Origin of the sequence: Enterococcus sp. E4-223 (assembly GCF_035727065.1) — a bacterium.
Taxonomy (GTDB): domain Bacteria; phylum Bacillota; class Bacilli; order Lactobacillales; family Enterococcaceae; genus Enterococcus_B; species Enterococcus_B faecium.
In genome coordinates, this window is sequence record NZ_JAPMLH010000003.1 from 212,748 (window position 1) to 226,187 (window position 13,440).

At 36.9% G+C, this 13,440-nt stretch carries 12 protein-coding genes; 9 read left to right on the forward strand and 3 right to left on the reverse strand.

The genetic code is table 11. The annotated features are described in order from the left end of the window. The first annotated feature begins 74 nt into the window (after nt 1-74). Complete coding sequence (locus OS139_RS06215; RefSeq protein WP_002292860.1) at nt 75-275, forward strand: cold-shock protein; 201 nt, start codon at nt 75-77, stop codon at nt 273-275. Nucleotides 276-1,028: 753 nt separating this feature from the next. Continuing rightward, nucleotides 1,029-2,255, forward strand: a complete 1,227-nt coding sequence (locus OS139_RS06220) for an LCP family glycopolymer transferase (RefSeq protein ID WP_002295400.1) — start codon at nt 1,029-1,031, stop codon at nt 2,253-2,255. Nucleotides 2,256-2,361: 106 nt separating this feature from the next. On the opposite strand, the gene OS139_RS06225 is transcribed toward OS139_RS06220, so the two are convergent. Next, nucleotides 2,362-2,832 (reverse strand): TspO/MBR family protein, encoded by a 471-nt coding sequence (locus tag OS139_RS06225; protein ID WP_002292857.1) that lies wholly within the window; start codon nt 2,830-2,832, stop codon nt 2,362-2,364. A gap of 321 nt (nt 2,833-3,153) precedes the next feature. Here OS139_RS06225 and OS139_RS06230 point away from each other — a divergent pair, with 321 nt between their 5' ends. Next, nucleotides 3,154-3,732, forward strand: a complete 579-nt coding sequence (locus tag OS139_RS06230; RefSeq protein ID WP_002292856.1) for a lytic polysaccharide monooxygenase auxiliary activity family 9 protein — start codon at nt 3,154-3,156, stop codon at nt 3,730-3,732. Nucleotides 3,733-3,905: 173 nt separating this feature from the next. Here the strand turns inward: OS139_RS06230 and rlmD are convergent, their stop codons facing one another. Then, nucleotides 3,906-5,288 (reverse strand): 23S rRNA (uracil(1939)-C(5))-methyltransferase RlmD, encoded by a 1,383-nt coding sequence (gene rlmD, locus OS139_RS06235; RefSeq protein WP_325066834.1) that lies wholly within the window; start codon nt 5,286-5,288, stop codon nt 3,906-3,908. Nucleotides 5,289-5,394: 106 nt separating this feature from the next. On the opposite strand from rlmD, the gene recX reads away from it, so the two are divergent. The 3 genes from recX (at nt 5,395) to ntdP (ending at nt 7,990) form a co-directional block, all read left to right on the forward strand. Next, nucleotides 5,395-6,192, forward strand: coding sequence for a recombination regulator RecX (gene recX / locus OS139_RS06240; RefSeq protein ID WP_002326064.1), 798 nt, complete (start codon nt 5,395-5,397; stop codon nt 6,190-6,192). Beyond that, nucleotides 6,185-7,363 carry an A/G-specific adenine glycosylase gene (mutY, locus tag OS139_RS06245; protein WP_002332049.1) on the forward strand — a complete coding sequence of 393 codons (1,179 nt, stop codon included), beginning with the start codon at nt 6,185-6,187 and terminating at the stop codon, nt 7,361-7,363. The genes recX and mutY overlap by 8 nt, the downstream gene beginning before the upstream one ends. 93 nt (nt 7,364-7,456) lie before the next feature. Then, nucleotides 7,457-7,990 (forward strand): nucleoside tri-diphosphate phosphatase, encoded by a 534-nt coding sequence (gene ntdP, locus OS139_RS06250; protein ID WP_002290817.1) that lies wholly within the window; start codon nt 7,457-7,459, stop codon nt 7,988-7,990. 77 nt (nt 7,991-8,067) lie between these two features. Here the strand turns inward: ntdP and OS139_RS06255 are convergent, their stop codons facing one another. Further along, nucleotides 8,068-8,502, reverse strand: a complete 435-nt coding sequence (locus OS139_RS06255) for a GNAT family N-acetyltransferase (protein WP_002290819.1) — start codon at nt 8,500-8,502, stop codon at nt 8,068-8,070. Nucleotides 8,503-8,643: 141 nt separating this feature from the next. Here OS139_RS06255 and OS139_RS06260 point away from each other — a divergent pair, with 141 nt between their 5' ends. The 3 genes from OS139_RS06260 (at nt 8,644) to OS139_RS06270 (ending at nt 13,247) form a co-directional block, all read left to right on the forward strand. Next, the gene (locus tag OS139_RS06260) at nt 8,644-9,762 is read left to right on the forward strand and encodes an AI-2E family transporter (RefSeq protein ID WP_002290821.1); all 1,119 of its coding nucleotides are present in this window, start codon (nt 8,644-8,646) and stop codon (nt 9,760-9,762) included. A 127-nt stretch (nt 9,763-9,889) separates the two neighbouring features. Continuing rightward, nucleotides 9,890-11,266: a hemolysin family protein gene (locus tag OS139_RS06265; protein ID WP_325066835.1), complete on the forward strand. Its 1,377-nt coding sequence runs from the start codon at nt 9,890-9,892 to the stop codon at nt 11,264-11,266. Nucleotides 11,267-11,666: 400 nt separating this feature from the next. Then, nucleotides 11,667-13,247 (forward strand): peptide chain release factor 3, encoded by a 1,581-nt coding sequence (locus OS139_RS06270; RefSeq protein WP_002298237.1) that lies wholly within the window; start codon nt 11,667-11,669, stop codon nt 13,245-13,247. The last annotated feature ends 193 nt before the right edge of the window (nt 13,248-13,440 follow it).

A 13,440-nucleotide genomic window follows, 5' to 3' on the forward strand; every position in this document is an offset into this window, starting at 1 on the left:
GCTAGCGTTTTCTAAATTGGGTATAATGTTCTTGCAAGGTTACTTGCAAGAACTTTTTTGGAGGCTATACATTTATGGAACACGGAACGGTTAAATGGTTCAACAATGAAAAAGGATTTGGGTTTATTACAGTAGACGGCGGAGATGACGTATTTGTTCATTTCTCAGCAATTCAAGGAGACGGCTTCAAGAGCCTAGAAGAAGGTCAAGAAGTAGAATTCACGATTGTTGAAGGTGCACGCGGACCTCAAGCTGCTGAAGTGACTAAATTATAATAATTTGTTGAATAAAGACACGACTTCTTAGAGAGTCGTGTCTTTTTGTCTATTTATGAAGTTTTTAGATTTTTTGGCTAAGTAAATGCATTTGTTCACTTGACATGTCCTAACTAATTATCAAGCAAGGAACATTTTCTTCGTTAGTAATGGATTTTAAAGAAATTTCAGTTTTTGGATGTTGAATAAAAGACCATTTGTGAAACCACTAGTATACATACTCATTACCATGTCAATTCTATTACTTTAAAAGAAAATCGTTTTACTTTGAAGAGGAGCATATCTATCCATTAAAAGATGATGGTAATGCAATCACTAGTTCGAGTCATTTTAAGAGCCATGCAGTGAGCTGGAAATAAAACGAATAGAAGATGGGTTTAACAAAAGGACCAGTCATAGGAAGAAATTTTCGTGAAATCGAATGATAATCTGAACGGTAGGCAAAGACTGTTAAAAAGATGGGAAAGGTATGTGCGATCATTTTACTGCACGATTATTTGGAAAATACTTTGTTGTTCGCTTTTTCTGGAAAAAATACATAAAAAAAGATAAAACGATTGCGAACTGCGTGTATTCGGTCTTTCGATCTTTTTCACGGTATGGTATGATAGTTAAGAATTTTGAGAAATTTTAAAAAATAATAATCGTTACACAAAAATGTTTTTTAAAGTTTTCTTATGATTAAAAAGTGAATTTGCTGATTGAACAGTTATATGAGACAATATTTTAGAAAATGTGAAACAGAGGTGTATTATGAAGCGATGGCAAAAAGTTCTATTAACCTTGTTAGGGGTATTCGTTTTGCTGATTGCCGGATTATCAGCATACGGAATCAGATTTATGGGAGAAGCGAGCCAAACAGTAAACAAAATTTCTAAAAACTCTAATCGAATATCCTCCAAACGTTCTGAGAGAGTAAGCATTGATGACAAAGAACCTTTTTCGGTTTTGCTATTAGGTTTAGATACCGGTGGATTAGGAAGAACGGAACAAGGACGTTCTGATACGATGATGGTAGTAACAGTTAATCCGAAACAAAAAAAATCAACGATCATCAGTTTGGACCGAGATATTTATACGAATATCGTAGGTTATGGAACGGTAGATAAATTAAATCATGCCTATGCATTTGGTGGTGTCGAAATGGCCATGGATTCAATTGAGCAACTGCTCGATATTCCTATTGATCATTATGTAACGATCAATTTGGATGGCATGGAAGATTTGATCAATGCGGTCGGTGGCATCAAAGTGAATAATAAAATTGACTTTACTTTGGATGGTGTCCATGTACCAGTAGGTGAACAAACATTGAATGGAGAAAAAGGTTTAGCCTATTCTCGAATGCGACACGAAGATCCAGAAGGCGATATCGGTCGACAACGTCGTCAGCGGGAAGTAGTGACGAAAATTGTCAATAAAGTTTTAAGTTTAGATGGCGTAAGCAATTATAGAAAAATTTTAAAAGCAGTTGAGAACAATGTGACGACGGACTTAGATTGGGATGACATGCTTGATGTAGCGACGAACTACACCCCGGCGTTTGAAACAATCAAACAAGACCAGTTGCAAGGCGAAGGACAAATGATCAATGATATCTACTATCAAATTTTAGGAAAAAATGATCTTCTTTCGATCCAAAATGAACTGAAGAAACAATTAAATATAAAAACAAGCGATACATTACCTAATTTGAAAAATGAGAATGCTTCAATGATGTTCTTTGATGATTCGGAAGATGGCGATTCGACAAACGGTGATGGATCGAATAGTGAAGGGTACACCGATTATTCTTCCTATTCAGAAAACACATATGATCAGTACCAAGATCCGAATACCTATTATCAGCAAACAGAAGATACAAGTCAGTACTATACACCAAGTCAAGATACTCAAAGTTATGATCCTTACGCTGGACAGGAACAAAATGGTTATGGTTATGACCAGAATAATGAGTATGGAACAACAAGTGGGTACTAGAAAAAATAGTTTGGTTAATAAAGAGTGCCACCTAAATTAGACAAAAAATCTAACTTAGGTGGCACTTTTTCTATGTGTTAAATTACAGGACGTCTCTTTTAAGCCCTTAGTTTAAAAAATAAATTGAATAATTCAATAGAGTTGCGAATAGTACCCATAAATAATAAGGAATCATGAGCCACATTGCCAGGCGATGATGCAGCCACAACTGATACATAAGCACTGACAAGAAAATAACTAAAAGTGTAATATCGATTGCTGCAATGAAAATATTTCTTAAATTAAAAAATAGAGCAGACCATATAAAATTAAAAATGAACTGAATCACAAAAAGACCGACAAGATTGTTTCGCTGTTTTTTGTTGTTGTGATTAAGTAACAAATAAAGAGAAATACCCATCAATATATACAGTAAGGTCCACATCGGCCCAAATATCCAGCTAGGTGGTGCAAATGGTGGAAGTTGCAAAGAATAGTAATATTCTCCGGGATTTCCGCTAAGCAACCCTGATAAAAAGCCTAATATGACAATTCCTATAACACAAACCCAAAAACGAATATCTTTTATCATCTTCATTTTACTAACTCCTTTCTATAATATTAGTTTACCATGAAGGCTCACAGCAAGACCTGTATTTAGTTTGTGAAGTAAGAAAAAAATTGATGATTGTTGTTATTAAAAAGTTGAACATTTGTTTATATGAATGATGTTTTTGAAAAAGATCATATGATTTGATTCTCATGTTTTCTATTTGTACTTTTCTCGTCTACTTCTGTTATAATCTGCATCTTACTTTTTTCACCTTTTTTACTTCAACATAAAATTATAAAAGCATAATGTTTGTGTTAATACAATAAAACGTTTACAATGTGGCTATCAAATGAAGGAGGTTTCTACATGAAAAAGATTAGTACGTTATTGTTTATTGGGTTAGTTAGTTTAGGGTTGTTCGGTTTTAGCATTCCAGGTTTTGCGCATGGTTATATTACTTCTCCAGGAAGCCGTGCATACCTAGGAACATCAGCAGCAGGAAACTTAAATCAAAATGTCGGAAGAGCACAATGGGAACCGCAAAGTATCGAAGCTACCAAAAATACATTCATTGATGGAAAAATTGCTAGTGCAGGAGTCAGCGGCTTTGAGCCTTTAGATGAACAGACATCTAACAGATGGCATAAAAACATGGTTAATCCAGGAACATTAAATATTACTTGGAATTTAACAGCACAACATCGGACAAGTACTTGGGATTACTACATTACCAAACCAACTTGGAATCCTAATCAACCTTTGAAATTTAGTGATTTTGAATTGATCACAAAAATAGACGACAAAGCAACTGTTCCACCAAAAACAGTCAACCAAACGATCACACTTCCGCAGGATCGAAAAGGATATAATGTGATTTTAGCAGTATGGAATATCAGCGATACGACAAATGCATTTTATCAAGTGATAGACGTAAATATCCAATAATAATCAAAAAGGGCTGTGACAAAAACTATGTCACAACCCTTTTTTTAAATAAATAGTGTCCTCCTGTTAACTCTTCGGTCACAAGTACAGTATTCATAAAACATGAAGAGCTATTTTTGTTTGGTTGTTCTTATTACTTGATACAGGGCAGACTTTTTCACAACCTCTTTCATTTAGTCAGCGAGTCTCGTCATCTTCACGACAACTTCACAACGTGCAGTCTGAGGAAACATGTCGACAGACTGTAAATATTCAATCTTGAACTTTTTACTTAAATTAACCAGATCTCTGGCAAGTGTAGAAACATTACAGGAGATATAAACAAGTTTTTTTGGAGGGTATTTCAATAATGATTGAATCAATGCGTTATCCAAACCCGTACGTGGTGGATCTACGATGATACCATCAGGCTGAAAACCTTCATTCAACCATTTAGGCAGAACTTGCTCTGCTGTCCCGACTTCATATCGAGTGTTGTGATATCCTAATCTTTCCGCATTTTTTTTTGCATCAGCGATTGCTTGAGGAACGGTATCCATTCCCCGTACTTCTTTGGCTTGTTTTGCTACACTTAAGCCGATCGTCCCAACTCCGCAATAAGCATCCACGATCGTTTCATTAGGCTGGACATCTAATGCTTTAATTCCTTCGCCATAAAGCAATTCGGTCTGCTGAGGATTGAGTTGAAAGAAGGCACGAGGAGAAAGATCGAAAGTCACTTCATTGATTTGTTCTTCAATGGCTTCTTTTCCCCATAAGTGGATCGTTTCATCCCCCATCACGAGAGACGTTTTTTGTGCCTGGACATTTTGCATGATTGAAACAACTTCGGGCAGTCGTTCATTGATCTCACGGATCATTGCGTTTTTTTGCGGGAATTTTTTACTGCGAGTAATAAAAACAACTTGTAACTCCCCAGTTTTAACACCGATTCTAACCATGATTGTGCGGAAGATTCCACTGTTTGTCCGTTCATCATAGATGGGTGCATCAAATTTATTCAATAGTTGAACAACAGTATTCATTACTTTTTGTGTTCGAGGTTCTTGAACCAAGCAGTCTGTTATAGGGACTAACTGATGAGAGTTTGCTTCGTATAAACCAGCTTCAATTTTTTGAGTCTGCTTATTTTTTCGTAACTGAAATTGTGCTTTGTTTCTATAATGCCAAGGCTCATCCATCCCGATCGTCGGCAAAAGTTGATAAGATCGAAAGCCTGCTGGTTTGAATTTTTCCAATGCTTGCAAAAGCAGATCCTTTTTAAAATCCAATTGAGCTTGATAAGCTAAGTGTTGTAATTGACAGCCACCGCATTCATAGTAAACAGGACATGGTGCCACTACGCGATCTTTGCTTGTTTTTTTGACTTTTATTAATTCTCCTTCTGCATAGCGAGGAGTTGCTTTCGTGATTTTCACTAGTACTTCTTCTTTTGGTAGTGCATATGTAACAAATATGATCAACCGTTTGAAATAACCGATTCCTTCACCATTTATGCCTAAACGCTTGATTTTCAAAGGAACCGTTTGTCCAGTTTTGACAATTGTTTCTGCCATAAGTATCTCCCTTTTTCTTTTTTCTGTGGTTTATTCTAACATATAATACCTGATTACGGGGATTTTCTATGGTATGATAGAGAATATATGTTCGAGGAGGATGTTTATGTTAACCGTTACGAGAATCAGTAAAGGCAAAGGCCCTTTCTATCGCGTAGATTTATCTGAAGGAGAAGCTTTACAAGTATCTGAAGATGTATTAGTACGCTATCGATTATTAAAAGGACGGGAATTAGACGAAGAAACTATCCAAGAGATCAAGAAGAGTAGCGGAGCTGATTTCGGGTTTCACCTAGCAATGAATTACTTAAGTTATCAGTTGCGATCGGAAAAAGAAATCCGAACATACTTAAAAGAAAAGGAAATCCTTCAAGAAGATCGAAATAAAATCGTAGCCCGCTTAAAAGAATTGGACCTTGTCGATGATTTGGTCTATGGGGAAAGTTATGTGCGCACGAATATGCGCTTAAGTGACAAAGGACCAAAGAAATTAGCGCAGCAGATGCAGCAAAAAGGTTTGAAACCTGAAATCATTGAACAAGCGCTCAGCCAATATACATTTGAAGACCAAGTTCAAAATGCACATCAGACAGCCGAAAAAGCGTTTGGAAAAAATCACGGAAAAAGCCAAAAAGAATTATTGAGAAAAATCCAACAAACATTGATGACGAAAGGCTTTTCTCAAGAAGTGATCCAACAAGCGATGGCTGATCTTCCGCAAGAAGCAGATCAAGAAATAGAATATGATTATTTAGTCAAACAAGGAGATAAACTATGGCGAAGAAATTTAAGGTTTGAACCTAAAAAAAGAAATCTAAAAGTAAAGCAAAGCTTATATCAAAAAGGATTTGATTTGGATATGATCCAGCGATTCATTACGGAAAAGGAAGAGGAAAGTGAATAAAGAATGGGAAAAATGGACAGATAAAGAAACAAAAGAATTTCAAGATCAGTTTATTCAATGGTATGAACAAGAAAAAAGAAACCTGCCTTGGCGCTATAATCGTGATCCTTATCGTATCTGGATCTCTGAGATCATGCTTCAGCAAACCAGAGTAGACACAGTGATCGATTATTTTTATCGTTTCATGGAATGGTTTCCTACAATTGAAGAGCTAGCAAATGCTCCAGAAGAAAAGCTTTTAAAAGCATGGGAGGGCCTTGGTTATTACTCAAGAGCCCGGAACATCCAAGCTGCTGCTAAACAGATCATGTCAGAATTTGATGGGGAAATGCCGCAAACGCCTGAAGAAATTAGCTCATTGAAGGGAATAGGACCATATACGACAGGCGCGATTGCAAGTATCGCATTTGGACTTCCAGAACCCGCGGTTGACGGCAACGTGATGCGAGTAGTCAGCAGATTGTTTTGCATTGAAGCAGACATCGCAAAAGCTTCTAGCAGGAAAATCTTTGATGAAGCGATGCGGAAAATCATTGATGAAAAGCATCCAGGTGAATTCAACCAAGCAATGATGGATCTAGGTTCAGCTATCTGTACACCAACTTCTCCAAAGTGTGAGACTTGTCCGATCCAAGCCTTTTGTTTAGCTAACAAACGAGGAATCCAAACGAGTTTTCCTGTAAAAACAAAAAAAGCAAAGCCAAAAGACGTTTATTATATCAGTGCGGCTCTTCAAAATCATTCTGGAGCGTATTATTTTGAAGAAAGAGATAGCCAAAAATTGCTGGCGAATATGTGGACATTTCCAATGATGGAAGTGACACAAGAGGAGTATGAGCGATTGAAAAAAGAATGGGAAACAAAGCCAGAAATCGATCTGTTTGATGACCTAGTAGCAGAAGAAGAGCAAAATCTCCCATTTGAAAAGCAGGAACTCTTTGTTTGGCAGACACGACATTTAGGAGAAGTTACTCATATTTTTAGTCATCTGAAATGGCATGTTCTCCTTTTTTACGGACGGGCAACCGAGGGAGCAGAACAAGAATTTACCGAGAACAAAACTTCGAAGTGGTTGAAGCCTGATGCATTTGATTCGGTCGCTTTTCCTAAGGTCCAAATGAAACTGGTAGATCAGTTAGAGAAAAATCGAAACAATAGGAATCCTTTCTAGGCAAAGCTCATTTTTATTGATATAATAATTATGATGTCGGTGTAATGAACACCCAAACACAAAGCACAAAATGCTGCTTAAGGAAGGGTTGCTATGGGAGTTCCAAAAGAAGGAGAGTTTGTGACGATCCAAAGTTACAAGCACGACGGCAAATTGCATCGAACGTGGCGAGATACCATGGTATTAAAAACAAGCGAACACTCTATGATCGGCGTGAATGATCACACATTAGTCACTGAATCTGATGGACGTCGATGGGTAACGCGCGAACCAGCGATTGTTTATTTTCATAAAAAATACTGGTTCAATGTAATAGCAATGATCAGAGAAAAGGGGGTTTCCTATTATTGTAATCTAGCTTCACCTTTTTTGCTGGACGATGAGGCCTTGAAATATATCGACTATGACTTGGATATCAAGGTATTTCCTGACGGCGAGAAACGACTATTGGATGTCGATGAATATGAGATGCACAGCAAAATGATGAATTATCCGAACGATATTGACTTCATCCTAAAAGAAAATGTGAAGATTCTGGTTGACTGGATCAATAATGGAGATGGCCCGTTCTCGGAAGGCTATATTGATATTTGGTATAACCGTTACAAGCAATTGTCGCGTAAGTAAACACAAAAAAGAACAGTAAGCCAGTGAGAGATTTTTCTCAAAAGCTTGCTGTTTTTTGCTTTTTTCGAAATAAATTTTTATAAAGTCTTTTTCATATAAATATGAGGCATGCCAGCATCTTCAAAAGGATCGCCGTAAGCTGTATATCCTAGTTTTTCGTAAAAAGTTTCAGCTGTGGACTGTGCCCCTAATAAAATCGTATTATAGCCTTGATTCTTAGCAAAGTTTTCTGCTTCTTCAATCAATATTTTTCCTAACCCTTGGTGTCTGTATTCAGAAAGAATCGCCATCCGCTGTAATTTCATTTTTCCGTTTTCTAAAGGCAAAAGACGTACAGTTCCTTGCGGTTCTTTTTTATCTGAGTACAGGACGAAGTGGATACAATGGGCTTCATCTTTGTCTATTTCTCGAGACAAAGGCACACCCTGTTCGACTACAAAAACTTGATGCCTGATCCGTACAGCATCTAAGTAAATATTGCTCATTGTATCTTTTGTTTGTACAACTTTCATGGTCTAGCCACCTTCCTTTCGTATAGTATACTGGAAAATAAAACAAATAAAAAGTATGGCAAGTTTTCAAAAATAAAAAAAGAATAAAAGAATTTTTAACGAATATAATATATACTAGTAAGAAAGAAAGGAGGAAATCTATTGTTTGAAAAACTTAGACAGTCTAAACTAATGTTTTGGTCGCTTGAATTATTGATCATAGCTGCATTGATCATGATTTCATCAGAAATAAACTTTATTTTCGAACCGATCGGGACATTTTTTTCCACGTTATTTGCACCTGTACTGATTGCAGGCTTTCTTTACTATTTATTGAATCCTATTGTCAAGCTGTTGATGAAAGCAAAAATCAAAAGAATATGGGCTGTCGCAATTGTGCTGCTCCTTTTAGTTGCAGCAATTATTTGGATTTTACTTAGTGTCATCCCAAGTCTAGTACAGCAAATTTCCTCATTGGCATCTAATATGCCTGATTTCATCAAACAGGTAGAAAGCTGGTTAAAAGAGGTAGCCGAATTGCCTTTGTTCAAGGAAGTAGATATCAATAAATATTTTGAGCAATTAGACATTTCTTACGGGACAATCATTCAGCAATTCCTTAGTGGAGTATCCAATAGTTTAGGTTCGATCGTTGGAACGATCGCTTCGGCAACTGTAGTAATCATTACAGCACCATTCATCTTGTTCTATATGTTGAAAGACGGAGAAAAACTAGTGCCAAACATCCAACAGTTTTTCCCAGAAAAAAGAAGAAACCAAATTGTGGAGTTATTGGGGCAACTGAATAAAACATTGGCTAATTACATTAGCGGACAAGCAATCGAATGTTTATTCGTTGGTACCTTCACATTTTTAGGATATATGGTAATTGGTGTGGATTATGCTTTCTTATTTGGGGTCATTGCGGGATTGACAAACCTAATTCCATATTTAGGACCTTATCTAGGACTAGCACCTGCATTTTTAGTAACAGTCTTCAATGATCCGGTAAAAGCATTACTTTGTTGTGTGGTTGTGCTAATCGTCCAACAGTTGGATGGGAATATCATTTATCCTAATGTAATTGGGAAATCACTGAAAATCCATCCATTAACGATCATTATCGTTCTTCTAGTAGCTGGAAATATTGCCGGATTGCTTGGTATCTTCTTAGGTGTTCCTTTTTACGCAATCTGCAAGACGATCATTTCCTATATAATCAAAATCGTCAAAGAAGACAAGCAAAATGAAAACAAGAAGAAAATTGCTACGACCTCGTAGGTAGTTTTAGTACACTTGTTTTTATTGCAAAGAAAATTGCTTTGTGATACCATTTTAACGTGGCTATAGTGCCACGTTTTTTTCTATCGTAAACTAAAAATTAATTTTATAAGGAGAGAATGCGATTATGAATGCTGACCCTGAGAGTCAGTCGCTGTTAGCGCAGATTTTATTATTGATCGTTTTGACATTGATCAATGCTTTTTTAGCAGCTTCCGAAATTGCTGTTGTTTCGATCAATAAGAATCGAATCGAGCAAAAAGCTGATGAAGGAGATGTGAAATCTCAAAAGCTTTTAAAAATATTGCAGAATCCAAATAATTTCCTATCGACAATCCAAGTAGGAATCACTTTGGTCAACATTTTGTCTGGTGCTTCACTAGCTAATACTTTATCGGAACGGTTAGCTCCGGTATTAGGTGGCGGCACAGCGGCAAAAAGTATTGCAAATATCATTGTGCTGGCTATTTTGACCTATGTATCGATTGTTTTTGGAGAATTGTACCCTAAACGTATTGCTTTAAATAAATCAGAAGAAGTCGCAAAGTTCACTTCAGGGCTGATACGCTTGATTGGTGTAGTAGCTAAGCCCTTCGTCTGGTTGCTTTCTGCTTCCACAAGTTTATTGGCGCGTATCACGCCGATGACTTTTGATGATGAAGATTCAAAAATGACCAGAGATGAAATGCGTTATATGCTTGAAAACGAAGGCGTATTGAATAATGAAGAATTAGAAATGCTCCAAGGGGTTTTTTCTCTTGATACGAAAGTTGCCCGAGAAGTCATGGTCCCACGAACGGATGCATTTATGATTGATATCAACGACACTGTGGAAGAAAATGTGAATGAAGTTTTATCCGAAAACTATTCAAGAATCCCTGTTTATAACGAAGACAAAGATAAAGTAGTCGGAATCCTTCATACAAAGAATTTACTAAAAGCTGCCCATAAATTCGGCTTTGATAATTTAGATATCAAGAAAATCATGCAGGAGCCTTTATTTGTTCCTGAAACGGTCTTTATTGATGATCTGTTATATGAAATGAAAAAGACGCAGAATCAGATGGCTATTTTATTAGATGAATATGGCGGCGTCGTTGGGTTAGCAACACTAGAAGACCTTTTAGAAGAAATCGTCGGAGAAATCGATGATGAATCAGATGAAGTTGAGAATCTTTATGAAAAAATCGATGAACACGAATATATCATCCAAGGACGTATGCTGATTGATGAGTTCAATGAAGCTTTTGACAGCGATCTGCATATGAGTGATGTAGATACGATGGCTGGTTATTTGATTACAGCATTAGGCATGATTCCGGATGAAGGCGAAAAGTTATCGTTTGATGTCGATAATATTACGCTGGTTTCTGAAGAAATGGAAGGTTCTCGAATCCTTAAAATCCGTGTCATTTTTCATGATCCGGAAGAAACAGAAGCGGAACCTGAAGAAGAACGAAGATACTTCAGAAAAGAATTCGAAGATGACGAGCCAAGAAGATAATTGGAAACTTGGTTATGAAAGACGTGTTGCTTGAATAAACAAGCAACACGTCTTTTCTTTTAGTCAGCTGACAAAAAAATATTTGACTCTTATGGTTTGGTGGCTTTTTCATTCGCTGAATCCATGCTATACTGATTCAGTTGTAGTAGTTGACAAAGGTTGTGAAAAAGCTATCCTGCATTAAGTAATAAGAGCAGCCAAGCAAAAACAGCTTTTCGTATTTTTGGCTTGGGTGGGCTTATTGCTGAAAGGCTGTCTCTAGAACGCCGTTTACTCGGAAAAAGAGACTGCTACACGGCTTTTGTCACAGCCCTATATGAAATTGTCTTTCTTTAAGAGATCGGACAATCTGTGCCTAGAGAAAATATAAATAATTGAATGGAAGAAATGGAGTTAGGTTATGAATAATCCAGAATTAAAGCAACAAGTGGACAATCGCAGAACTTTTGCGATCATTTCCCATCCGGATGCTGGGAAAACAACGATTACAGAACAATTACTATTGTTTGGTGGGGCTATCCGTCAAGCCGGGACCGTAAAAGGCAAAAAAACAGGTAATTTTGCCAAATCAGACTGGATGGAAATCGAGAAACAACGTGGGATTTCTGTTACTAGTTCTGTTATGCAGTTTGATTATCAAGGGAAACGAGTAAATATCTTGGATACACCAGGACATGAAGATTTTTCTGAAGATACTTATCGTACTTTGATGGCCGTGGATAGTGCGGTCATGGTAATCGATAGTGCAAAAGGGATCGAAGCACAGACAAAGAAATTATTCCAAGTTGTAAAAAAACGTGGTATCCCGATATTTACTTTTATCAACAAACTAGATCGTGATGGTCGTGAACCATTGGAATTGTTAGAAGAATTAGAAGAGCTATTAGATATCGAATCTTATCCGATGAATTGGCCAATCGGTATGGGTAAAGGGCTAGAAGGTCTTTATGATATCTACCATAATCGTGTAGAGTTTTATCGTCCGGAAAATTATCAGGATGAACGATTAGTAGAATTGGATGAAGATGGACTGCTTCCCGAAAATCATCCTCTAACTGAAAATTCCTTATATGAACAAGTCTTAGAAGAAGTAGAACTAATCAAAGAGGCTGGAGATGCATTTAATCAAGAAAAAATTGCTCGTGGCGATCAGACACCAGTATTTTTTGGTTCTGCATTGACTAACTTCGGTGTACAGACTTTTTTAGAGACTTTCGTTGAATTGGCACCAGCTCCTTATGGACACAAAACACAAGATGATCAGATGGTAAGTCCTTATGAGGAAGAATTTTCAGGTTTCGTATTCAAGATCCAAGCAAATATGAATCCAGCCCATCGTGACCGAATCGCTTTTGTCCGAATCTGTTCTGGAACATTCGAACGAGGAATGGATGTCTGGTTGGAACGTACAAATAAAAAACTGAAATTAAGCAATGTCACACAATTTATGGCAGATTCGAGAGAAAACGTCGAAAAAGCAGTAGCAGGCGATATCATCGGTGTATATGATACAGGTAATTATCAGATTGGGGATACATTGTTCGAAGGAAAACTAAAAGTTGCTTATGAAGAACTCCCTTCATTTACTCCAGAGCTGTTTATGAAAGTGACTGCAAAAAATGTCATGAAACAAAAATCCTTCCACAAAGGAATCTATCAATTAGTTCAAGAAGGAGCGATTCAGCTTTATAAAACATATCTAACGGAAGAATATATCATTGGAGCTGTTGGTCAGCTACAATTTGAAGTATTCCAATATCGTATGTTAAATGAGTATAACGCCGAAGTAATCATGTCTCCAATGGGACACAAAATCGCTCGCTGGATCGATCCAGAAGATTTGGATGAGAAGATGAGTTCAAGTCGCAATATCTTGGCTCGTGACCGTTTCGACCAACCATTGTTCTTATTCGAGAACCAATTTGCAGAACGCTGGTTTGCGGATAAATATCCTAATGTAAAATTAAAAAGTCTGATGTAAAGAAGTCTTGACACAAGCTGCCCTGCATCAAGTAATAAGAATAGCCAAACAAAAACAGCTTCTCATATTTTGTTTAGAGCCGTGACGGATTTTCCGTGACGGCTCTTTTTACTATTTAAAATCATAGAAATGTCTAATCAAAAAAATATAAAAATTATTTTGCGTACATATGATTAAAGAAAGGAGAGTGTGA

Excerpts from the sequence above, each read along its gene's own strand:
- OS139_RS06225 (WP_002292857.1), bottom strand. The coding sequence starts at position 2,832 with ATGAAGATGATAAAAGATATTCGTTTTTGGGTTTGTGTTATAGGAATT.
- rlmD (WP_325066834.1), bottom strand. The coding sequence starts at position 5,288 with ATGGCAGAAACAATTGTCAAAACTGGACAAACGGTTCCTTTGAAAATC.
- OS139_RS06255 (WP_002290819.1), bottom strand. The coding sequence starts at position 8,502 with ATGAAAGTTGTACAAACAAAAGATACAATGAGCAATATTTACTTAGAT.
- recX (WP_002326064.1), top strand. The coding sequence starts at position 5,395 with ATGTTAACCGTTACGAGAATCAGTAAAGGCAAAGGCCCTTTCTATCGC.
- OS139_RS06270 (WP_002298237.1), top strand. The coding sequence starts at position 11,667 with ATGAATAATCCAGAATTAAAGCAACAAGTGGACAATCGCAGAACTTTT.
- OS139_RS06220 (WP_002295400.1), top strand. The coding sequence starts at position 1,029 with ATGAAGCGATGGCAAAAAGTTCTATTAACCTTGTTAGGGGTATTCGTT.
- ntdP (WP_002290817.1), top strand. The coding sequence starts at position 7,457 with ATGGGAGTTCCAAAAGAAGGAGAGTTTGTGACGATCCAAAGTTACAAG.
- OS139_RS06215 (WP_002292860.1), top strand. The coding sequence starts at position 75 with ATGGAACACGGAACGGTTAAATGGTTCAACAATGAAAAAGGATTTGGG.
- OS139_RS06230 (WP_002292856.1), top strand. The coding sequence starts at position 3,154 with ATGAAAAAGATTAGTACGTTATTGTTTATTGGGTTAGTTAGTTTAGGG.
- OS139_RS06265 (WP_325066835.1), top strand. The coding sequence starts at position 9,890 with ATGAATGCTGACCCTGAGAGTCAGTCGCTGTTAGCGCAGATTTTATTA.